Origin of the sequence: Aeromonas sp. s11 (assembly GCF_040907945.1) — a bacterium.
GTDB classification, from domain to species: Bacteria; Pseudomonadota; Gammaproteobacteria; order Enterobacterales; family Aeromonadaceae; genus Aeromonas; species Aeromonas veronii.
On the sequence record NZ_JBFOCU010000019.1, the window covers coordinates 71,555 to 93,673 of the forward strand.

The following is a 22,119-nucleotide window of genomic DNA, read 5'->3' on the forward strand; positions in this document are numbered from 1 at the left end:
CGGTCTCTTCGATACAGGGATCGGGGAGACCGACTCCGGCCTCCCCGTTACAGGGGGATCAAACGTTCAGCAGCAGGAACTCCCGCTCCCAGCGACTGATCACCCCGAAGTAGGTCTCGTACTCTTTACGTTTGACCGCGACAAAGGCGCGAGTGAAGCGCTCACCCAGCATCTCCTTGATGGGCTCGCACTGTTCGAGATGGCTGAGCGCCTCTTCCAGCGAGCGGGGCAGGCTGTAGGGCAGGTCATAGGCGCTCGACTTCATCTCCGGCAGCGGCTCCAGCTTCTCCATCATGCCGAGATAGCCACAAGCCAGAGTGGCGGCCAGCGCCAGATAGGGGTTGGCATCGGCACCGGCGAAGCGGTTTTCCACCCGCCGCGCGCTCGGGTCGGAGAAGGGCACCCGCAGGCCGCAGGTGCGGTTCTCGACCCCCCACTGGACGTTGCGCGGCGCGCTCTCGCCAAAGGTGAGGCGGCGGTAGGAATTGACGTTGGGGGCCAGCAGGGCGGTCACCGCCGGGGTGTATTTCTGCAGACCGGCGATGAAGTGCATGAACTGTTCGCTGTTGCCGCCGTTCGGAGTGCCGAACAGGTTGTGGCCGTTCACATCTTCCAGACTCTGGTGGATGTGCATGGCCGACCCCGGTTCATCGCTCATCGGCTTGGCCATAAAGGTGGCATAGATGCCGTGGCGGTGAGCGGCTTCACGCATGGTGCGCTTGAACAGGAACACCTGATCCGCCAGATCGATGGCATCACCATGCAGGAAGTTGATCTCCATCTGGGCAGCGCCCGACTCGTGGATCAGGGTATCCACCTCCAGCTCCTGCGCCTCGCAGTAGTCATACATGTCTTCAAAAATGGGGTCGAACTCGTTGACCGCATCGATACTGAACGACTGGCGGGCGGTCTCCGGGCGACCGTTACGGCCGACCGGCGGCACCAGCGGATAGTCGGGGTCCTCGTTGCGGGTGACCAGATAGAATTCCAGCTCGGGCGCCACCACCGGCTTCCAGCCCTGCTTCTCGTAAAATGACAGAACCCGACGCAGCACGGAGCGCGGCGCGATGTCGATCAGCTTGCCGTTGACGTCGAAACAGTCGTGGATCACCTGGGCAGTGGGCTCCAGCGCCCAAGGGACAAAACGGATGGTGTTGGGGTCGGGATAGAGCTGCATGTCCCGCTCCAGCGGGTCGATCATGCTGTCGTCATCCGGATATTCGCCGGTCACCGTCTGGGTGAAAATCACCTCGGGCAGACGCATGCCCCCTTCGCGCAAAAACTTGTTGGCTGGGATGATCTTGCCCCGGGCGTTGCCGGTGAAATCCGGGAACAGGCACTCCACTTCCGTGATGCGATTGCTCTCCATCCAGCCTTTGATACTGTCCATGTTAAACCCCGACTTTACGGTTGCCATTGGCAAGGGTGTCTAATATATGGAACACCCTTGTTATAAAATTGTAATCAACATCACCATAAAAGCCCGCCATCAAGGGCAATGTCAAGCGGGCGTGTTTAAAAAACTATAAATAACGGCGTATATAATGACCAAGGCGGCACCAAATACTAAACACTCAAATCCGTACGAAGCCCACCCTTCTCATCGTTGCAAAGGCGATGCCAACAGAGGGTGAAGCGGACGCCAGATCCCGACCAATCCCCCGCAGGAACGGACCATTTTTTTGCAAGGGCGCACAATCCTTATCCTATTTGCTTTGCTTGGCTGCATTTTTTTGGTACAAGGCCCGCCCTGATTTGCACTCTCTTGCATGAAACAGGTGCAAATCGGGATACAAGGGCTTGGTCTGTAGGCAGACAGCCCCCATAAACAGGGATAATTGGGTTAGTAAACTGACTGGTAGTTAATCGTATGTGTGATTTCATGACTGAAGACCAACTGGCCTTTTACAAGGGGCAGATCGAGCGACAGATCGTCGAGCTCGAAGAGCGCCTGAACTCCCAGGCCAGCCAGGCCATCGCCACCGACACCAACGAGATGGCTGATGAAATTGACCGTGCCAGTATCGAGGAAGCCCGCCGTCTGGAGCTGAACCGCATCGAGCACGACAAGCTGCACCTGCGCAAGCTGCGGGGCGCATTGAAGCGCATCAGCGAAGGAGATTTTGGTTACTGCGAATCTTGCGGTGACGAGATCTCCCTCAAGCGGCTGCATGCCCGTCCGGAATCCCGTTTCTGCGTCGAATGCCAGAGCACCAAGGAATTTAACGATACCCACGTGTTCCGTCGCGTCGCCTGATTCTTCGAAGAACCGTCACCATTCTGGTGCAACAGACGCCAGCAAGGCAGGGCCCCGCGCTCAAACCTTGCACAACGACTCGCAGCAAGATGGTGACAAGTTCTGTTAGACTCCGGACACCTTCCGGAATCTACAGGAGAACAGAGAGTGAAATGGCTCATCAAGCTGTGCTTGTGCCTGCCACTGCTGGCACAAGCACAGGTTCTGACGGTCAAGGTCCCCAGCCGTCCCGTCAACAATCTTGACCAGGAGTACCAGTACAAGCTGCTGGAACTGGCCCTGACCCGCTCCGGGCAACTCTTTCGCATCCAGCCTGTCGAACTCGACTTCAACCAGTTCACCCTCCAGCAGCAGCTGAGCAAGGGCAAGACCATCAACGTCTTCTGGATGGGCACCTCCAGCGCACTCGAATCCTCCCTGATTGCCGTCCCCATTCCGCTGTTTCGCGGGCTGGAAGGATTGCGACTGTCCTTCATCCACGCAGATGCCCAAGAGAAGTTCAACCAGATCAATACCCTGGCCGACCTCAAACAGCTGAAAGCGGCGCAAGGGGTCGGTTGGGCCGACAACAAGATTCTGGAAAATGCGGGCATTCCGACCTTCTCCGGCCGATACAGCAGTCTGTTTCGCCTTATCAACGACGGCGACAAGATCGACTTCTTCCCGCGCGCCCTGGTGGAGATCTTCGCCGAGCGCAGCGAGCTGGTGGCGCAGTATCCCAACCTCGCCATCGAGCAGCATCTGCTGATCCGCTACCCCTTCGCCCAGTTCTTCTTCGTCAGCCCCGAATACCCCAAGCTGGCCAAGGCGATTCAGACCGGGCTGGAGCGGGCCTATGCCGATGGCAGTTTTATGAAGTTCTTCAATGACAATCCCAAGATCCGCGAAGCGCTCGCCAGCGCCAACCTCGATCAGCGGGTCACCATCGCCCTGCCCAATCCGGATATGACCCCGTTGCTAAAATCCATTCCGGCCCAATATTGGGAGTATCCACCGCAGGGATAAGCATCCCGAGCGCCTGACCATGAGGGTCGGGAAGCGAGAACACAGTGCGCCAGGGAGGTGTCATGAAGGGAATCCAAGAGTGGTTTGAGGAATACGGCCAGAGTCATTGCCATTCGGCCAACGTCGCCATCCACAAGCTGGCGGTGCCGGGCATCTATCTCTGCTCGCTGGCGCTGCTCTGGTGTCTGCCACAAGGGCCCTTGCCAGAGCCCCTCAACTGGGCGGCAGTGGCAGCCATTCCGGTGCTGCTGTTCTATTTGCAGCTGTCGTTTTCGCTGTTCGCGGGGATGGCCGGGCTGACCGCACTGGGACTGTGGATTTGCTACCAATGGCAGGGGCCGCTGTTGTGGCCCGCCGTGGCAGCGTTCGTGCTGCTCTGGATAGCCCAGTTTGTCGGCCACAAGATCGAGGGCAAGCGCCCCTCCTTCCTCGCCGACCTGCAATTTCTGCTGATAGGCCCCGCCTGGGTGCTTGCCAGCCTCTATCGTCGCCTGGGCATTCCCTATTGAGGAGTGCCGGGCCAACAGGAGAGACCATGACACATAACCACACGCGACATAACGCCCTGCGCCGCGCCCTGCCCCTGCTGCTGGGGGCCCTGTTTGCCGGCCCGGCGCTGGCTGACAAGGCCGACCCGGTCGGTGAAGTGAGCACCGCCTTCAAGCTGTTTGGCCCGAACCACAAGATCCTGGTGGAGGCGTTCGACGACCCGCGCATCGACGGCGTCGCCTGCTATCTGGCGCGCCCCAAGACCGGTGGTGTAAAAGGCGGGCTGGGACTGGCGGAAGATCCCTCCCACGCCTCCCTGTCGTGCCACCAGATCGGCCCCATCACCCTGCCCGAAAAGCTGAAAGCGGGGGAAGAGGTGTTCGATGTCAGCACCTCGCTGGTGTTCAAGGAGCAGAAAGTGGTGCGTTTTTACGACAAGAAACGCAATGCACTGGTTTACCTGACCTACAGCACCAAACTGGTGGATGGTTCGTACAAGAGTGCAGTCAGCGCCGTTCCCATTATGCCCTGGGGACAATAACCAGCCGGTTTGTCCGGTGATAGCTGACCCATTTTGTTGTAATTTGACGACACACACGCTGCGGAGCAAATACCATGAAAGTCGCCGTATTCAGTACCAAGAGCTATGACAAAGAGCATTTCAACCAGGCCAACAGCCAGTACGGCTTCGACCTGGAGTTTTTCGATGTACGGCTGGAGGCCAAAACGGCCCGACTGGCTCACGGCTTCCCGGTGGTGTGTCTGTTCGTCAATGACGATGCCGACCGCGAGGTATTGACCGAACTGGCTGCCAACGGCACCCAGGTGATTGCCCTGCGCTGCGCCGGTTACAACAACGTGGACCTGGCCGCCGCCAAAGAGCTGGGGTTGAAAGTGGTGCGGGTGCCCGCCTACTCCCCCGAGGCGACTGCAGAACACGCCGTCGGCATGATGATGTGCCTCAACCGCCGCATCCATAAGGCTTATCAGCGCACCCGCGACGCCAACTTCTCGCTGGAAGGGCTGGTCGGCTTCAACATGCATGGCAAGACCGTTGGCGTCATCGGCACCGGCAAGATCGGTCTGGCGGCCCTGCGCATCCTCAAGGGCTTCGGGGTTCGCCTGCTGGTCAACGATCCTTACCAGAATCCGGCAGCCATCGAGCTGGGAGCCGAGTACGTGGATCTCGATACCCTGTTCCGCCAATCCGACATCATCAGCCTGCACTGCCCGCTGTTCAAAGAGAACTACCACCTGTTGAACAAGGAGGCGTTCGCCAAGATGAAGGACGGGGTGATGATCATCAACACCAGCCGTGGCGGCCTGCTCGACTCCAACGCGGCCATCGAGGCACTCAAGACCTCCCGTATCGGCGCGCTGGGGCTGGACGTCTACGAAGAGGAAGAGGATCTCTTCTTCTCCGACAAGTCCAACGAAGTGATCACCGATGACGTGTTCCGCCGTCTGTCCGCCTGCCACAACGTGCTGTTCACCGGCCATCAGGCGTTCCTGACCCGCGAGGCGCTGCACGCCATCGCCGATACCACCCTCGGCAATATCCGCGCCATCGAGAGCCAGGGCCGCTGCGACAACGAAGTGGAATAAGGGCTCGCCCTCTCTTCGTCACGCGCCGGGTTGTGAGACCCGGCGCCTTCGGGTAGGCTAGCCCCCCTTTTTTATTCAGGAGTCTGGCGCCCATGTTTATCGGATTTGATTACGGCACCTCCAACTGTGCCGTGGCCGTGATGGAACAAGGTAGCCCCAGGCTGCTGAATCTTGGCGCATCCCGCTATCTCCCCTCCACCCTGCATGCCCCCCACCGGGATGCTATCGCCGGTCTGTTGGCCGAAGGGCTGGCCCCCGCCCAGCAGGCGGAGTACCTCAAGCTGCGTGGCCCCGTGGTCACCCGCGCCCAGACGGTTCGTCGCCAGATGCGCGAAGAGGGACTGATCGACGAGCTGAGCTTTGGCGGTGCCGCGCTGGAGCGCTATCTGGAAGAGCCGGACGACGGCTACTACATCAAGTCACCGAAATCCTTCCTCGGGGCCTATGGCCTCAAGGCTCCCCAGATCGCCCTGTTTGAAGACATCGTCTGCGCCATGATGCTCCATGTCCGCCAGCAGGCGGAGCAGCAGCTCGGAGCCCCTATCCGCCAGGCGGTGATCGGCCGTCCGGTCAACTTCCAGGGGCTGGCGGGGGAAGAGAGCAACCAGCAAGCTATCGCCATCCTGACCGAGGCGGCCCGTCTGGCCGGTTTCGAGCAGGTGGAGTTCCTCTATGAGCCGGTGGCCGCCGGGTTTGAATTCGAGGCGCGCCTCACCGAAGACGCCGTGGTACTGGTGGTGGATATCGGCGGCGGTACCACCGACTGCTCCATGCTGCGGATGGGCCCGAGCTACCGAGATCAGCTGGATCGCAGCGGCGATCTGCTCGGCCACAGCGGCCAGCGGATCGGCGGCAACGACTTCGATATCCGCCTGACGGTGGAGGGGATGATGCCGCTGCTCGGCATGCACGAGACCCTCAAGACCGGCAAGCCGCTGCCCCACCCGCTGTTCTGGGATGCGGCCGCCATCAACGACGTCAGCGCCCAGAGCCGCTTCTACAGCCTCGACACCGCCCGCCAGCTGCAGGATCTGCAGCTCGACAGCCAGCCCGGCAGCAAGTTGGGGCGTCTGGCCAACCTGCGGGCCCACAAGCTGAGCCACCAGCTGGTGTGGCGTGCCGAGCAGGGCAAGATCGCCCTCTCGGAGCAGGAGCTCAATCGCCAGTCGCTGGCCGAGCTGGAAAAAGGGCTGGAAGCGGAACTGACCCGCGAACAGCTGGCCAACGCCTCGGCCCTGCTGCTGGAGAAGATTGGCGAGCTGATGGACGAAGCGATTGCCGCCGCCGGTGTGCAGCCGGATCGTATCTTCGTCACCGGCGGTAGCGCCCGCTCGCCGCTGATCGCCAGCTTTATCCGCCAGAAGCTCCCCTCCATCCCGCTTGAGGGTGGCGATGACTTCGGCTCGGTGGCCGCGGGTCTTGCACGTTATGCCGAGCGGCTGTTCGCCAACTGATCCCTGAGATAGCGTAAATTGATGTCAACATCACCCGTGTGTTGCCATTAAGCGACAGTCGTGCGGGACAAGGGGCGACAGAAGCGGTCGGTCGTCCCCTCTCCCGCCCTGCTCCCGACTGCCCAAAAAGGGTATTCTTGACACTCCCCCAACCGGAGCCCCCTCATGCCCAGATTGCCCTTTTTGCTGATCCCCCTTTTACTGCTCGCTGGCTGCAGCTCGACCGCCTTTGTTCAGCAAGATCTGCAACACCACCACTGGGTACTGAGCAAACTGGATGGCGAACCGATCAAGGCCCCCCGCGACAATCCCCCCGATTTCGAGATCGGCGAGCACTTCACCGTCAATGGCATCGCCGGTTGTAACCGCTACTTCGGTCAGGGCCATCTGGAAGATGACAAACTGTGGGTCACCAGTCTGGGCAGCACCGAGATGGCCTGCATGCCGCCGCTCGACACTATCGAACAAGCTGTACTGACCACCCTTACCGAGGGTGCGACCCTGAGCGGCACCAGTCAGAACCTGATCTTGCAGGGCAAACAGCACCGTTTGGAATACACCTTGCGCGACTGGGTGTTCTAGCGCTCACAAAGCCGCATCACAAACAGGAACATGTTGTCCGGCTGTGGCACAATATGAGGCAGAGTTCGCAACGGAGGCTGCCTCAGCCATGTCGATGGATCGCCTGTTTGACAAGATCAAACAACTCCCCACTATTCCCAAGCTGCTGCACGAGTTGATGCAGAGCTTCAACGACGAGAATGCCCGCATCGACGAGATTGCGGCCAAGATCGCCATGGATCAGGTGATCAGCGTCAAGGTGCTGCGGATGGCCAACTCGGCCGCCCTGCGCCGGGGCAACGAAGTGACCTCCATCGAACAGGCGGTGATCCGGCTCGGCTTCAACCGGCTGCGCTCCGTGGTGGTCGCCTCCGGCATCATCGGCACCTTCAAGGCCCCGCCCAGCTTCGACAAGAACAAGTTCTGGACCGAGACCTTCCAGGTCGCCACAATCGCCAAAACCCTGGCCCAGGAGGCCAAGGTGATGGATCCCGAGACCGCCTTCACCTGCGCTCTGATCCACAACATCGGCGAACTGCTTATCCAGAGCACCTTGCCGGAAGAGGCCGAGCTCATCAACATGGCGATCCAGAACGGCAGCAGCCGGGTCGAGGCACAGCGGGAGATGCTGGGCTACGACTATGCCCAGCTTGGTGCCGAGCTGGCGCGGCGCTGGAACCTCTCCGAGGCCTTCGTCGATGCCATCTCCCAACAGCTTGACCCGCTCTCCCACGATCCGGTCAGCAAGGAGGCGGTGCTGATCCGCCTCGCCGTGTTTATCTCCTTCGCCTGGAACGCGGGCGTGCCTGCCCAGGCCATCATCGCCCGCTTCCCCAAACCGCTCGCCGACCAGTTGGGACTGGATCCCAAGTCGCTGGCAGGCCAGCTCGAAACACTGCATGAACAGGGTAATGCCCTCGCCGATCTTCTGACTCAATAAGCATCATGACCCATCCGTTTCTGTTTCATCCCCAGGTGGCGCCCTGGTTCAAAGAGAGCGCCGACGCACTGCAATTGACCCTTTTTAGCGAGCTGGATGCGCCGATCCGCGAGGTGTGGCTGCGCCACGAGCCGGATAACGAGGAGTACCTGATCCCGATGACGGCGGTCTCCACCCGCGATCGGCTGCAGGTGTGGCAGGCGGCCCTGCCGCTCATCAAGGGACAGGATATCCACCTCTACAGCTTCAAGTGCCTCACCGATGAGGAGCAGTGGTGGCTGCACGGGGCGGGCGTCAGCGCGTCCATGCCGCCACGGGAGCAGCATTTTCGCTTCAACAGCCTGCACCAGCCACCGGCCTGGGTGCAGGATCAGGTGTTCTATCAGATCTTCCCCGACCGCTTCTGCAACGGCGATCCGTCCCTCAGCGTCAAGCATCACGAGTACGAATATCGCGGCAAGGCGGTGATCAGCAAGGCGTGGGGCGAGCCGGTCAGCCGCCACGAAGAGGGCCACGGCGCCTGCGAATTTTACGGCGGCGATCTGGCGGGCATCGATGCCAAGCTGCACTATCTGCAATCTCTCGGGGTGACGGCGCTCTACCTCAACCCCATCTTCGATTCGCCGAGCAACCACAAGTACGACACCCAGGACTACTTCAAGGTGGATGCCCACCTCGGCAGCAACGAGCAGTTCGCCGAGCTGACCCGCAACCTGCACCAGCGCGGCATGAAGATCATCCTCGATGCTGTGGTCAACCACACCTCTACCGAGCACCCCTGGTTCTGCCCGCCACTGGGCGCCCAGCGCAACCCTGATTCGCCTTGGCGCAGCTTCTACACCTTTGATAAAGAAGGGGATTACGTCAGCTGGAAGGGCATTCGCAGCCTGCCCAAGCTCGACTTCTCCTGCGAGAAGGTGCAGGACGCCGTCTATCGGGCTGACGATGCCATCCTTCGCTACTGGATGCGCGCCCCCTACCAGATCGACGGCTGGCGCTTCGACGTCATCCACATGCTGGGTGAGCGCGGCACCGCCGAGGGCAACAGTGGTCACGTGCGCGCCATTCGCGGGGCAGTGAAGCAGGAGAACCCGGACGCCTACGTGCTCGGCGAACACTTCTTCGAGGCGAGCCAGTGGCTGCAAGGGGATCAGGAGGATGGCGCCATGAACTACTATGGCTTCGCCCACCCGATACGCGCCTTCCTGGCGGGGCAGGATATCGCCTACCACCCCATCAAGATCAGCGCCGAAGAGCTGGATCGCTGGCTCAAACTGGCGCGGGCCCACATTCCGTTCAAGAACCAGCTGGCCCAGTTCAACCTGCTGGACAGCCACGATACCGCCCGCTTCCTCCACCTGCTGGGTGAAGACAAGCAGCGGATGCAGCTGGCCGCCACCCTGCTGCTCACCTATATCGGTGTGCCGTCCATCTACTACGGCGATGAAGTGGGGCTCTCCGGCGGCAACGACCCGGACTGCCGCCGCTGCTTCCCGTGGGATACCACAGACTGGGATCATGTGCTGCACGACCACTATCGTCGGCTGATCCAGATCCGCCGCCAGCGCCCCTCCCTGCGCCGTGGCGATATCCAGACCCTCTACGCCGGGCCCCACAGCTATGTGTTCGCCCGTACCCTGCAAAGCGATCAGGTGGTAGTAGCCTGCAACCGCCACCCGAGCGAGCCGCGCACCATCAGCCTGCCCCTGTGGCAAACCGCCAGCCCCGCCAGCCGTTTCACCGATGCTTTCAACGGCGAGAAGTTTGAAGTGGTGCAGGGCGAGGTCCAGCTGACCATTCCGGCCAACTCGGCCCGGGTGCTGATCTCCAGCTGAGCGAGCAACTGACGCGCTGAAAAACAAAACCGGAGCCCAAGGCTCCGGTTTTTTTATTCCGTTCAATCCACCATGACGTCTGGCCCCTAGCCAACCACCATCAGTAGTTGATGCTGACGTAGGGCACTTCCGGCACCTGCCAGCGCTGCTTGAGGTAGACGGTAAGCACGAAGAAGAAGTTGGCCAGCAGGTTGGCGAAGCGATAGAGAATGGGATCGAAGGCCACCCCGCTCTCTTCCAACCTGACCAACAGCCGCACCACCTTCTTGCTGCCGCAGCGGCACAGATGGAGGGTGGGAATGGGCTGTGGCCCCTGTGGCAGCACAAAACCGGTGACGCTGCCGCGACTCGCCTCGTTGTAGTGGTCGTAACGGGCCTTGAGCCACTCAAGATCTGCGTCGAAGATCCCCAGCTTGCCGCGCACCGAGCCGTTGAGGTTGTAGATAAGCCGCTGCAACGCCGCGAGATCCGCCAGCATGGGCTCGGTATCGGCATCCGGTGCAAGGTGCGACAGCACAGCCCCGACCTGACAGCAGAGCTCGTCGGTGGCGATTTCAAAATCACATTTGAACGAGGTTTCGAAGATAAAGGGGTAGCAGAGCTCGCGCTTGTCTCTTGGCTTCTTGGGGTTCATGGGGCAACCGGATTGGAGAAAAGGCCAGTTTGCCAGCCCCGAGAAGGGCTGGCAAACGGCAGCTCATTACTTGCGTTACGCGCTGTGGCTCAGGCGTTCTTACTGGCGGGCTCGGTGGAGGGCTGGAACTGGTTGATCATCCGCAGCGCCTCCAGCATCCGCTGGTTGAAGCTGGTGAAGCGATCGACCTGCGCCGGTTCCTCTTCTCCTCTCGCGGCCAGCACGGCCGGGGTCAGCGCCTGTTGCTGGGATGGTGGCAGCAGGGTATCCGCCTGTTTCTGCACCTGATCCAGCTTGGGCAGGTAGTCGGCAAACGGCTTGATCAGATCCTGCAGGGAGCTGGCCCCCTGATAGGTCTGGCTCAGCTTGACGCTCTGCTTGAGCTTGAGGGAGTAGGAGGCCAGCTGGCTGTCATCCAGTTTCAGCTCGCCCGCCTTGTCCAGCAGATCCTCGAAGTTGCCGGAGAAGAAGTTCCCCGCCAGCTCGTCGATCCCCTTGACCAGCTTGCCGATGGACTCCATCTCGTCACTGTTGAGATCCCCCTCCAGCGAGAAGCTGAAGCTCTGGCTCGATTTGAGGCTGAACTGGCTGCCGCTCTCGCTGCTCTGGGACTTGGTCTGCCAGCTATCGTTGAAGCGCAGCACCACCTTGTCGCCATCCTTGGTCTGGATCTCCAGATACCCCTGCTGGCGACTGGCCATCTCGGCCTGTCCCATGTCGGTCGGAGAGACCTTGCCGAAGAACTCCTTCTCGAACTCCTCGAGCCCTTTCTGGATCAGCTTGTAGCTCTGATCGATACCGGTTTTGATATCGTCGTTGTCAGTCGCCCACTTACCGAGCTGCTTCTTCGCCTCGTCAAAGCCCTTGTCGACCCCCTTGCGGGCCTGCTCCATCATCCCGGTCAGGTCGTCGTCGGATTTGCCATCGGCGCGCGCGGCACCGAGCCGTCCGGTCACGAACTGCAGCACGTTGTCCGCCACCGACTGGAAGTCGAACAGGGTCTCCGGCGTGATCTCCTCGGGTTCTTTCACCTTCGGAGCCTGATAGCCCTGGCCGTTGATCTCCAGCGAGAACTGCAACGCCTGCTGGATCAGCACCTGCGCCCACTTGGGCGGCTTGTGCAAGGAGACCTCCTCCTCGCTCTTGACCTGTTTCTGCTCCGCCTGTTGGGGCGATTTGGGAGAAACACCCACTCCCTTGGGTTGGGCTGCGCCCACGCCTTCGATCTGCATAATGTGTCCTCCCACCATGCCTGTAGATCAGCTATCGGCCTGACTGAACACTTCTTGACCACAAAATGCTGGACAATCTGCGGCTGGCTTTTAAAATCGGGCCCCTTTGGGTGGCCTGTTGCCTTCCCCCGATTTCGACCCGGCCCGGCCGGTGTGCATGTGAGGTATTTATGACCCAGTCCCAACAGCCTTCCGCGAACGCTCCGGCGCCTAGAACCGCGGCCGACTATCAGGCCCAACTCGACGAAAAGCGCGCTCGCCTCACCGAGCTGTTTGCTGGCTTCACCCTCCCGGCGCTGGAAGTGCACAGCTCGCCGGCGGAGTACTACCGGATGCGCGCCGAATTTCGCATCTGGCACGAAGGGGATGACCTCTTCCACTGCATGTATGCCCCGGCGACCAAAGAGATCATCAAGATAGACCACTTCCCCACCGCCAGCCGTCTCATCAACCAGTTGATGCCGCTGCTGCTGGAGGGGCTGCGCCCACACCCGGTGCTGCGCCGCAAGCTGTTCCAGATTGACTACCTCTCCACCCAGTCCGGCCAGATCATTGTCAGCCTGCTCTATCACCGCAAGCTGGAGGCCGAATGGCAACAAGCTGCCGAAGTGCTGCAGGCCGATCTGCGCGCCAAGGGGTTCGAGCTGCAATTGATTGGCCGCGCCCACAAGCAGAAGATCTGTCTGGGGGATGACTTCGTCATCGAACAGCTCAACGTGGCGGGTCGCCAGCTCACCTATAAACAGGTGGAGAACAGCTTCACCCAGCCCAACGCCGCCATCAACGAGCAGATGCTGGCCTGGGCGCTGGATGTGACCAAGGGGAGCGAAGGGGACCTGCTGGAGCTCTATTGCGGCAACGGCAACTTCTCCATCGCGCTGGCGCAGAACTTCCGCAAGGTGCTGGCCACCGAGATCGCCAAGCCGAGCGTCGACTCCGCCCAGTTCAACATCGCCGCCAACGGCGTCGACAACCTGATCATCCTGCGCATGTCGGCCGAGGAGTTCACCATGGCGATGCGTGGCGAGCGGGAGTTCAACCGCCTCAAGGGGGTCGACCTCAAGAGCTACCAGTGCAACACCATCTTCGTCGATCCGCCACGCGCCGGTCTCGACGATGCCACCGTCAAGCTGGTGCAGGAGTACGACAACATCCTCTACATCTCCTGCAACCCCGAGACACTGCAGGCCAACATGGCCGTGCTGGGCGAAACCCACGAAATCGCCCGTTTCGCCCTGTTTGACCAGTTCCCCTGGACTCATCACATGGAAGCCGGGGTCTATCTGCGCCGCAAGGCCGGTTGATTCAGGCAGACAGGAAAACAACAACAGGGCCGGATGGCCCTGTTTTGTTATTGGCTGAACATCGGCCTCACTCCAGCCGGAAGTGACCCACGATCTCCCGCAGCCGGTCGTAGGTCTGCTGCATCGCCACGGAGCTGGCGACCGTCGCTTCGCCATTGTGGGTCAGCTGGCGGATCACTTCGGCGATGGCGCTCATGTTGCGGTTGATCTCTTCGGCCACCGCGCTCTGCTGCTCCGCCGCCGTGGCGATATGGCTGATGAGATCGTTGATCTCCACCACTTCTCCCGCCATCAGATCCAGCGACTCGTTGACCCTGGTAGTGTTCTCGGCCGCCCCCTGACAGCTCTGCTTGGTGTTGCCCATGGCCTCCACCACAGTTCGGGTGCCCCGCTGCAGACTGGCCAGCATGGTCTGGATCTCGGCTGTGCTCTGCTGGGTGCGGGCCGCGAGGGAACGCACTTCGTCTGCCACCACCGCAAAGCCACGCCCCTGTTCACCAGCGCGGGCCGCCTCGATGGCGGCGTTGAGGGCCAGCAGGTTGGTCTGTTCGGCAATGCTGCCGATCACCCCCAGCACAGAGCCAATCTGCTGCACATCCTGCTGCATCGCCTCGATGGAGCGGGCAGTGGCTTCCACTTCGTCCACCAGCGCCATCACGCTGGCCATTGCCTGATCCACCACCTGACGGGACTGGCTCGCCAGCTGCTGACTCTGACCGGTGAGCTGGGCGGTGCTGGCCGCACTCTCGGAGACGGAGACCGCGGTGCGGCTCATCTCGTTGATGGCGGTCACCACCTGCTCGGTCTCGCGTACATGATCCGCCAGCAGGGACTGGGCGGCGCCGGTCTGGTTGGCCAGCCCCTCGATGCCGCTGTTGAGCTGGCCGCTCGCCTGTCGCACCTCCCCCATCATCTCCTGCAGCCGCTCGATAAAGCGGTTGATGCCGGCCGAGATCTGGCCCAGATCATCCTTGCTGGTTACCGTCAACCGGCGGGTGAGATCGCCGCTGCCGCGAGAGAGCTCCAGCACCAGATCCCGCAGCGAGAGGATGGGGCGATAGGCCACATTGAGCGCCAGCATTGCCAGCACCATCACCACGATCGCCACGCCGCACAGCGCCATGATGATCTGGCCGTTGAGGGCCCGGGTCATGGCACGGATGTAATCGAGGTCGATGTAGCCGGTCAGCGTCCAGCTGCTGCCACGAATACCCAGCTGGTTGGGGCGCGCTTCGCTCTCCCCCTGCGGCTTGCTGTCATAGAGGCTGTTGCCCTGACTGTCGGCCAGCGAGAAGTAGCGGCCATCGCCACTCATCTTCTCCAGCAGGCTTTTGAACTCGCTCATGTCGAGGTAGTAGAGATAGGCGGAATCGGCACCGCGCGGCACCAGAATGGTGATGACCGGCTTGCCATCCACCTGTTGCAGCGGGCTGACGGTGATCTGGTTGTTGGCGGCGGGGATCAGCTTGCGCAGGGCATCGACTTTGGCGTTGTCATTGATGACCCCGTTCACATCGAAGGCCATGTCGCCGATCACCTTGACGATGTTGTGAAAGCCGGTCTCTTGCAGGGTCTTCTTGACGTTGGTCACCCCGAAGTTGAGGTTGGCGGCCAACAGGATCTTCTGATTGATGTCGCTGGCCAGCTTCTCTTTGACCAGAGTTATCTGCTCGGTGATGTTGTGGGTGGCCTGAGTGCGAATGTAGCCACTGATGAAGTGGTTGACACTGAGCCCGGCGGTGCCGATGGTGACCAGAATGACCAGTAGCAGCAAGAGGTAAATCTTGACCTTGAATGGCATGGGTTCCCTCCAGAAGAGAGGGCTGGCAACGCCAACCCTCCCTGCCAATCGTTATTTCTTCTTGGCGTACTTCATGGAGTCCAGGGCCACCGCCAGAATGATGATGCCGCCCTTGATGATGAACTGCCAGTAAGGGCTGACCCCGATATAGGTCAAGCCATAGTTGATCAGGGTGAAGATAAGTACGCCGGTAATCACACCCGCGACCGTTCCCACCCCGCCAGCAAACGACACCCCGCCCACCACGCACGCCGCGATGGCATCCAGCTCGTACATGAAGCCGAGGTTGTTGGTGGCGCTACCGATCCGGCCCGCTTCCAGCATGCCGCCGAAAGCGTAGAAGACCCCCGCCAGCGCATAGATCATCACCAGATTGACCGCCACATTGACGCCGGAGACCTTGGCAGCCTCGGGGTTACCGCCGATGGCGAAGATGTTTTTGCCAAAGCGGGTCTTGTTCCACAGCACCCAGACAAAGACGCTGGCGATGGCTGCATAGAAGGTGAGATAGGAGAGCTTGAATCCTCCTATCCGGATAAAGCCCTGCGCGAAGCTGGAGAAGCGGGGATCAAACCCGGCCACCGGCGAGGCCCCTACCGAGTCAAAGTAGAGGGAGTTGATACCGTAAACGATGATCATGGTGCCCAGGGTGGTAATGAACGGGGTGACGTTCAGGTAGGCCACGATCAGACCGTTGACCAGACCAATCAGCGCCCCCACCACACACACCAGCAGGATCACCGCAGGAATGGGCACCTCCCCCAACGTCGGGAACACCTTGTTGACGTTGGTCAGCGCCTGCAACATGGTTGCTGCTATGAGTGCCGCCAAACCGACCTGACGACCGGCCGAGAGATCCGTCCCCTGGGTGATGATGATGCCCGCCACCCCCAGCGCTATGATGACCCGCACCGAGGACTGGGTCAGGATGTTGCTGAAGTTGGTGAGGCTCAGGAAGGAGGGCTCCTGGATCACGATGACCATGAGCAGCACCAGCAGCACCAGATAGATGGCGTTTTCCTTGAGCGCCTGCATCAGATTGAAATTTTTAGCCGACTCCATAAATGTCTTCCTGTCTCTAGAGGTACAGAGATGCCAGGCGCAGTATCTCGCTCTGGTCAGTTTCTTTGGTCTTGACGATCCCGGCGACCCGGCCATTGCTCATCACCATGATGCGGTCGGTGATCCCCAGCAATTCCGGCATCTCTGACGAGATGATGATGATCCCCTTGTCCTTCTTCGCCAGCTCCAGGATGAGCTGGTAGATCTCGAACTTGGCCCCGACGTCGATGCCGCGGGTGGGCTCGTCGAGCATCAGGATCTCCGGCTGGGTCAGCAGCCAGCGACCGATGATCACCTTCTGCTGGTTACCCCCGGAGAGGGAACCGATCTGGGTCTGCTGGGTCGGCGTCTTGACCCGCATGGAGTCGATCACCCACTGGGTATCGCTCTTCATCTTGTTGTCGCTGAGCAGCCCCATGGAGCCCTTGTAGCTGTCCATGTTGGCGATCAGGGAGTTGAAGGCGATATCGAGCCGGGAGTAGATACCGGTGGAACGGCGCTCTTCCGTCACCAGCGCAAAGCCGTTGCGGATCGCTTCGTGGGCGTTGTGGTTGGCCACCTCTTTGCCGTGCAGCTTGATGCTGCCCTGACTGCGATCGCGAATACCGAACAGGGTCTCGACGATATCGGTGCGCTTGGCCCCCACCAGCCCGGCGATGCCGAGGATCTCCCCCTTGTGCAGGTTGAAGGTGATGTCCTGAATGGAGGGCTGGTTCTTCGCCGTCAGGTGTTCGATCTCGAGGATCACCTCTTTCGGCTGGTTGGTCTTTTCCGGGAAACGCTGGGTCAGTTCACGGCCGACCATCATGCCGATGATCTGATCCATGGTCATGCCCTTGAGCGGCTGGGTTGCCACCCACTGGCCATCCCGCAATATGGTGATCTCGTCACAGAGCTGGAAGATCTCCTCCATCTTGTGAGAGATGTAGACGATGCCGCACCCCTTATCCTTCAACTTGTTGATGATCTTGAAGAGGTGGTTCACCTCTTTCTCGGTCAGGGAGGAGGTAGGTTCGTCCATGATGACGATCTTGGCATCGTAGGAGAACGCCTTGGCGATCTCGATCATCTGCATCTGGGAGACCGACAGGGTCGCGACCTTCACCTTGGGGTCGATGTCGATATCCAGCTCATCGAAGATGCGCTTGGTGTCGTCATACATCTTGCCGTGGTCGATAAACCACCCCTTGGTGGGGTAGCGGCCGAGCCACATGTTGTCCATCACGGTACGCTGCAACACCAGGTTGAGCTCCTGATGCACCATGGAGACGCCATTCTCCAGCGCCTCTTTGGAGGAGGTGAAGTTGATCTCCTGCCCCTTGAAGAAGATCTTGCCCTGATCCTTCTCGTAAATGCCGAACAGGCACTTGAGCAGTGTGGATTTTCCCGCTCCGTTCTCGCCCATCAACGCATGCACAGAATGAGGACGGACCCGTAAATTGACATTATCGAGTGCCTTGACGCCGGGAAAGCTCTTACTGACGTCAATCATCTCCAACAGCCATTCTGATTGTTGCTGTGTTGTCATATCAGCCATCACATCTGGTTGAAAAAAGGGCAAGGGGATCTCCCTTGCCCTGAAGGAGGGAATTACTCGAATTGGGACAGGTTGTCTTTATCCACACCGACGTAGGCAACACGTACTACCTTGTCGACGATATTCCACTTGGTGCCTTCACCGGCCGGTTTGCCTTCAGCCAGGTTCTTGGTCAGCTCGAAGGTGGCTTTAGCCTGGTTGGCCGCATCGTTCAGCACGGTACCCGCCATGGCACCGCTCTTGACCATGGCCAGCGCTTCCGGCAGCGCATCGACGCCGAATACCGGAATGGCAGTCTTACCCTGGGCTTTCAGTGACTCGACTGCCCCCATTGCCATGCCGTCGTTGTTGGCGATGACCACTTCGATCTTGTTGGCGTTGGGGCCGGAGATCCAGGCATCCATCTTGTCTTTCGCCATAGCGGTATCCCACATACCGGTATCCATGTGCAGTTGCTCGGTCTTGACGCCGCCATCGTTCAGGGTCTTGACCACGTAGGAGGTGCGCGCTTCGGCATCCGGGTGACCCGGCTCCCCTTTCAGCAGCACGAACTGGATCACGCCATCCTTGTTCAGATCCCACTCCGGATGGGCTTTCCAGTGTTTGGCAATCAGCTGACCCTGGATGATCCCTGACTCCTTGGAGTCGGTGCCCACGTAGTAGGCCTTGTCGTAGCTGGCCAGATCGGTAGCGCTCGGCTCCTTGTTGTAGAAGACCACCGGGATATCTTCGCCACGGGCTTTCTCAATCACCACCGGTGCCGCAGCCGGGTCTACCAGGTTGATGGCCAGCGCCTTCACCCCTTTGGCCAGCAGCACGTCGATCTGGTCGTTCTGTTTGGACTGGTCATTCTGGGAGTCGTTCATCAGCAGCTCCACCCCCGGAGTGGCTGCCGCCTCCTTCTCGATGGCCTTGCGCACGACCGCCATGAAGTTGTCGTCGTATTTGTAGACGGTTACCCCGATACGGGTGTCAGCCTGGGCATTGGCTCCAGCCATCATGCCCATCAGCAGGGCGGCAACTGTGGTCAGTTTTTTCATTATGTGTGCTCCGATGTGTCTATCTGTGTTGTAGGGTGGCGAGCAATTGAGCAAGCGCCAATCAATGTAATCAGTTTGTTGTCATTTCTTCTGTGATCATGACGACAAAATGAAAACGTTTACACTCTGTTACATTGAAACTTTATATTTATTTTTCAAATACATATAAATAAAAATCAGATTTGAGACTCAATCTTTCCCACAGCATTGAGGCTAGTCGTTACTGGTCTGTTGTCAAAATGGCGCACTAGCTCGACAGTCGCTTCAATAGCTGGATTAACGGAGAGTGCAGCCCCAACGGTAACGACGCTCAAGCAGTTGATACTCGGGACGCACGCTCTGGCTCCAGGAGTCATCACCGCCCACCCCCATGTGGGCGCCATCGAGACAGACCCACAGCCCCTCTTCAGCCACCAGATCGCTCTGGTGACGGGCGGCGGCCAACTGCTGCTGACTGAAGCGGCTGGCACTGAAATGGAAGCTGCCGTTCACCGTCGTGCTGCCCAGCTGCAACTGGCGGGTATCACAGCGCAAGCCGTTGTCACTCGGGAAGATGTAAGGGGTGTGCATGGCCTCCAGCGGCAGACTCCAGCGCCCAAGATCGGCACCCAGCAGGCGATCCGGATAGTTTTCGTGCGGGCCACGCCCCAGCCATTCGGCTCGCGCTGGCACCTCGGCCAGATGAAGCAGCAGGCCAATCCGCGGCAGCGACGGCAGCACCTGTGCCAGCTCGGTTTCTATCTCCAGGCTCATGGCGCCATCGTCGGTAAAGCGGTGATGCCAGTGACTCACCAGCAGCAGCTCATCGTGGTGGAAGTAACCATGGCTGACCCGGATATCCCCTCCAGCGACCGCAATCCCCAGACAACGGTGCTGCCACTGACCGAGACCACACACCTGCCAGCGAGCAATCCAGGAGCTAGGGTCGGCGTGATCCGCTTCGCTGGCGCCGATGTCGTTGTCGAGTGGCGCCCGGTAGAAGTGATCCATGATCGGCGCCAGCAACTGCTCCTGCCCCGATTTTTGCCAACTGGTGATGCGACCGCTCTGCTTGTCGAGCCGCCACTGACTGTTTGCGGTGGTGACCATCCAGCTATCCGGCTGATCGCTCAGGGTAGCGGCAGCGACGGGCGCAGGCAGAGCAAGGGGAGTCGGCAGGGTGAACTGCTGACGGGCGACCTTGTGATCTGCCTGCGACCAAGGGGTGGCCTGGGGCTGAACGATGGCCAGATCTAGCCAGGCCAGTGAGCCTGCCGTAAAGGGAGGCAGCCTCTCGCTCAGGGTCAACTCGACCACCCCTTGCGGCTCCAGCATGAGGGAAACCTCCCCCTGCTGCTGCACATGGCCGTTCTCACACAGCTGCCAGCAAAGCCGCTCGTTATCGGTTTCCCGAAACAGGTATTCACTCTCGATCCTCACCCGCAGCGGGGTGTGCTCAAGCAGAGTGAAGCGGAACGGCTGCTGGGCCCGCTTTGCCTCGAACAGGGTGGGATGGGGGGTGCGATCAGGGAACAGCAGACCGTTGCAGCAGAACTGGCGATCGTTTTGCACATCACCGAAGTCGCCGCCGTAGCCCCAGTAGTGGCGACCATCGGCGGTGTATTTGTCGAGCCCCTGATCGACCCAATCCCAGACAAACCCGCCTTGCAGGCGTGGATGATCGCGAAACGCCTGCCAGTAGTGGGCGTAGCCCCCCAAACTGTTACCCATGGCGTGGGCATATTCGCAGAGGATCAGCGGCCGGTGCTCGTCGGGCAGACCGATCCACTTGGCCAGCGCCCACTTGGGCACCGCCGGGAAGGGCTGATCCTGATGGGTTCTGGCATACATGGGGCAGATGATGTCGGTCGCCGGGGTATCGGCCCCGCCCCCCTCGTACTGCACCGGACGGCTCGGATCGCTGCGCTTGATCCAGCCATACATGGCATCGTGGGCCGGGCCGTAACCCGACTCGTTGCCGAGCGACCAGATGATGATGGAGGGGTGGTTGAAATCCCGTGCCACCATGCGGGTCGCCCGCTCCAGAAAGGCATTGCTCCAGGCGGGATCCCGCGCCAGCCGCCCCATGGGGGTCATGCCGTGGGTCTCCAGATTCGCCTCGTCCACCACATAGAGACCGAGCCGATCGCAGAGGCGATAGAAATCGGGGTGGTTGGGATAGTGGGAACAGCGCACCGCATTGAAGTTGTGCCGCTTCATCAGCAGCAGATCCCGCTCCATGGTGGCGCGATCGATGGCATAACCCTTGGCGGGATGGTGTTCATGACGGTTGGCACCACGAATAAGCAGCGGCTGACCGTTGACCCGCAGCAGGCCACCACGGATCTCCACCACCCGAAAGCCCACATCGCACGCCTCACTCTCGATGGCGCGGCCCTGCTCGTCCAGCAGGGTCAGGGTCAGGCGATAGAGATGAGGCGTCTCGGCGCTCCACTTGCGCGGCGCAGCCACGTCGAGCCAGAACTCGGCGCGATCGTCATACGCCCCTTTTTCATCAATGGCTTGGGTGCCGATCGGCTGGCGCAGGGTCGCAACCCGCTCGCTACCGTAATAGAGATTGGCCTCTACCGACAGACCGGCCCCATTGGCGACTTGCAGGGCAATCTTGAGACGGCCATCCCGATAGCAGGCATCCAGCTCAGGGGTCACCCGCATATCCATCAGATGGCGGGACGGTTTGTGCAGCAGGCTGACGGAGCGGAAGATCCCCGACAGCCACCACATATCCTGATCTTCCAGATAGGAGCCGTCGGACCAGCGCAGTACCAGCACCGCCAACCGGTTGCGACCGCTCTGCAGATAAGGAGTCAGATCGAATTCGGCGGGCAGCCGGCTGTCCTGGGAGTAACCGACCCAGCGGCCGTTGCAGAAGAGGTAGAAGGCGCTGCTCACCCCGTCGAAGATGATCCGGCTCTGGCCACTGGCCAGCCAGTCGGTAGGAAGTTCGAACTCGCGTGAGTAGCAACCGGTGGGGTTCTCTGCTGGCACTCGGGGCGGATCGCAAGGAAAGGGGTACTTGATATTGGTATAGATGGGGCCATCGGTGGGCGGCCGCGCGGCCGGATAGGCGGCATCCAGCTGCCAGTTACCCGGTACGGTAATGGGAGTGGCATCCACCATATCCTGCGCCAGCCAGCTCTCGGGCACCAATTCGGGAGCGGCAAAGAAGGAGAAGCGCCACTCGCCATCGAGCAAGAGACGGGAGGAAGAGGCCAGATCACCCCTGGCATCCGCTTCGCTGCGCCAGCTGAACATGGGGGTATGGGCTGCCAGCCGGTTTACCGACGTAATAGCCTGAGTCTGCCAATCCTGACGCGCCACTATCTCCCTGAGCATTCACTCTCTCCCTGCTGATTGGAAAAC

The 22,119-nt window shown here is 60.4% G+C and carries 18 protein-coding genes; 10 read left to right on the forward strand and 8 right to left on the reverse strand.

Annotated elements, in window-relative coordinates; genetic code table 11:
- Positions 1-58 precede the first annotated feature (58 nt).
- On the reverse strand, positions 59-1,390 hold the full coding sequence (locus AB5Y84_RS04160) for a glutamine synthetase family protein (RefSeq protein WP_013723370.1): 1,332 nt from the start codon (positions 1,388-1,390) through the stop codon (positions 59-61).
- A 480-nt stretch (positions 1,391-1,870) separates the two neighbouring features.
- Between AB5Y84_RS04160 and AB5Y84_RS04165 the strand changes: the two genes are divergently transcribed.
- From AB5Y84_RS04165 to malZ, 9 genes are all read left to right on the forward strand, one after another.
- The gene (locus tag AB5Y84_RS04165) at positions 1,871-2,257 is read left to right on the forward strand and encodes a TraR/DksA C4-type zinc finger protein (RefSeq protein ID WP_005356952.1); all 387 of its coding nucleotides are present in this window, start codon (positions 1,871-1,873) and stop codon (positions 2,255-2,257) included.
- Positions 2,258-2,404: 147 nt separating this feature from the next.
- Positions 2,405-3,262, forward strand: a complete 858-nt coding sequence (locus AB5Y84_RS04170) for a hypothetical protein (RefSeq protein WP_368176428.1) — start codon at positions 2,405-2,407, stop codon at positions 3,260-3,262.
- Positions 3,263-3,324: 62 nt separating this feature from the next.
- On the forward strand, positions 3,325-3,771 hold the full coding sequence (locus tag AB5Y84_RS04175) for a DUF962 domain-containing protein (RefSeq protein ID WP_201944202.1): 447 nt from the start codon (positions 3,325-3,327) through the stop codon (positions 3,769-3,771).
- Positions 3,772-3,797: 26 nt separating this feature from the next.
- On the forward strand, positions 3,798-4,292 hold the full coding sequence (locus tag AB5Y84_RS04180) for a CreA family protein (RefSeq protein ID WP_005355485.1): 495 nt from the start codon (positions 3,798-3,800) through the stop codon (positions 4,290-4,292).
- A gap of 74 nt (positions 4,293-4,366) precedes the next feature.
- The gene (locus AB5Y84_RS04185) at positions 4,367-5,356 is read left to right on the forward strand and encodes a 2-hydroxyacid dehydrogenase (protein ID WP_005340720.1); all 990 of its coding nucleotides are present in this window, start codon (positions 4,367-4,369) and stop codon (positions 5,354-5,356) included.
- A gap of 92 nt (positions 5,357-5,448) precedes the next feature.
- Positions 5,449-6,810 (forward strand): molecular chaperone, encoded by a 1,362-nt coding sequence (yegD, locus tag AB5Y84_RS04190; RefSeq protein ID WP_103250831.1) that lies wholly within the window; start codon positions 5,449-5,451, stop codon positions 6,808-6,810.
- Between the two features lie 165 nt (positions 6,811-6,975).
- Positions 6,976-7,392, forward strand: coding sequence for an META domain-containing protein (locus tag AB5Y84_RS04195; protein WP_005340725.1), 417 nt, complete (start codon positions 6,976-6,978; stop codon positions 7,390-7,392).
- A gap of 88 nt (positions 7,393-7,480) precedes the next feature.
- Positions 7,481-8,311, forward strand: coding sequence for an HDOD domain-containing protein (locus AB5Y84_RS04200; RefSeq protein ID WP_005355498.1), 831 nt, complete (start codon positions 7,481-7,483; stop codon positions 8,309-8,311).
- 5 nt (positions 8,312-8,316) lie between these two features.
- Positions 8,317-10,146 carry a maltodextrin glucosidase gene (gene malZ, locus AB5Y84_RS04205; protein ID WP_368176429.1) on the forward strand — a complete coding sequence of 610 codons (1,830 nt, stop codon included), beginning with the start codon at positions 8,317-8,319 and terminating at the stop codon, positions 10,144-10,146.
- Between the two features lie 100 nt (positions 10,147-10,246).
- Here malZ and AB5Y84_RS04210 read toward each other — a convergent pair whose 3' ends face one another.
- On the reverse strand, positions 10,247-10,780 hold the full coding sequence (locus AB5Y84_RS04210) for an ATP--cob(I)alamin adenosyltransferase (RefSeq protein ID WP_101530434.1): 534 nt from the start codon (positions 10,778-10,780) through the stop codon (positions 10,247-10,249).
- 89 nt (positions 10,781-10,869) lie between these two features.
- The gene (locus AB5Y84_RS04215) at positions 10,870-12,012 is read right to left on the reverse strand and encodes a DUF5610 domain-containing protein (RefSeq protein ID WP_368176430.1); all 1,143 of its coding nucleotides are present in this window, start codon (positions 12,010-12,012) and stop codon (positions 10,870-10,872) included.
- A gap of 170 nt (positions 12,013-12,182) precedes the next feature.
- Here AB5Y84_RS04215 and trmA point away from each other — a divergent pair, with 170 nt between their 5' ends.
- Positions 12,183-13,316 carry a tRNA (uridine(54)-C5)-methyltransferase TrmA gene (trmA, locus tag AB5Y84_RS04220; protein WP_201954183.1) on the forward strand — a complete coding sequence of 378 codons (1,134 nt, stop codon included), beginning with the start codon at positions 12,183-12,185 and terminating at the stop codon, positions 13,314-13,316.
- 67 nt (positions 13,317-13,383) lie between these two features.
- On the opposite strand, the gene AB5Y84_RS04225 is transcribed toward trmA, so the two are convergent.
- The 5 genes from AB5Y84_RS04225 to AB5Y84_RS04245 all read right to left on the reverse strand — a co-directional run bounded on the left by AB5Y84_RS04225 (position 13,384) and on the right by AB5Y84_RS04245 (position 22,092).
- Positions 13,384-15,117 (reverse strand): methyl-accepting chemotaxis protein, encoded by a 1,734-nt coding sequence (locus AB5Y84_RS04225; RefSeq protein ID WP_368176431.1) that lies wholly within the window; start codon positions 15,115-15,117, stop codon positions 13,384-13,386.
- Between the two features lie 51 nt (positions 15,118-15,168).
- Complete coding sequence (gene mglC, locus AB5Y84_RS04230) at positions 15,169-16,179, reverse strand: galactose/methyl galactoside ABC transporter permease MglC (RefSeq protein ID WP_005342585.1); 1,011 nt, start codon at positions 16,177-16,179, stop codon at positions 15,169-15,171.
- Positions 16,180-16,195: 16 nt separating this feature from the next.
- A complete protein-coding gene (gene mglA, locus AB5Y84_RS04235; protein ID WP_368176432.1) occupies positions 16,196-17,716 on the reverse strand; it encodes a galactose/methyl galactoside ABC transporter ATP-binding protein MglA in 1,521 nt (506 codons plus the stop codon).
- Positions 17,717-17,769: 53 nt separating this feature from the next.
- Positions 17,770-18,756 (reverse strand): galactose/glucose ABC transporter substrate-binding protein MglB, encoded by a 987-nt coding sequence (gene mglB / locus AB5Y84_RS04240; protein WP_005340747.1) that lies wholly within the window; start codon positions 18,754-18,756, stop codon positions 17,770-17,772.
- A gap of 276 nt (positions 18,757-19,032) precedes the next feature.
- Positions 19,033-22,092 (reverse strand): beta-galactosidase, encoded by a 3,060-nt coding sequence (locus tag AB5Y84_RS04245; protein ID WP_368176433.1) that lies wholly within the window; start codon positions 22,090-22,092, stop codon positions 19,033-19,035.
- Positions 22,093-22,119: the final 27 nt, after the last annotated feature.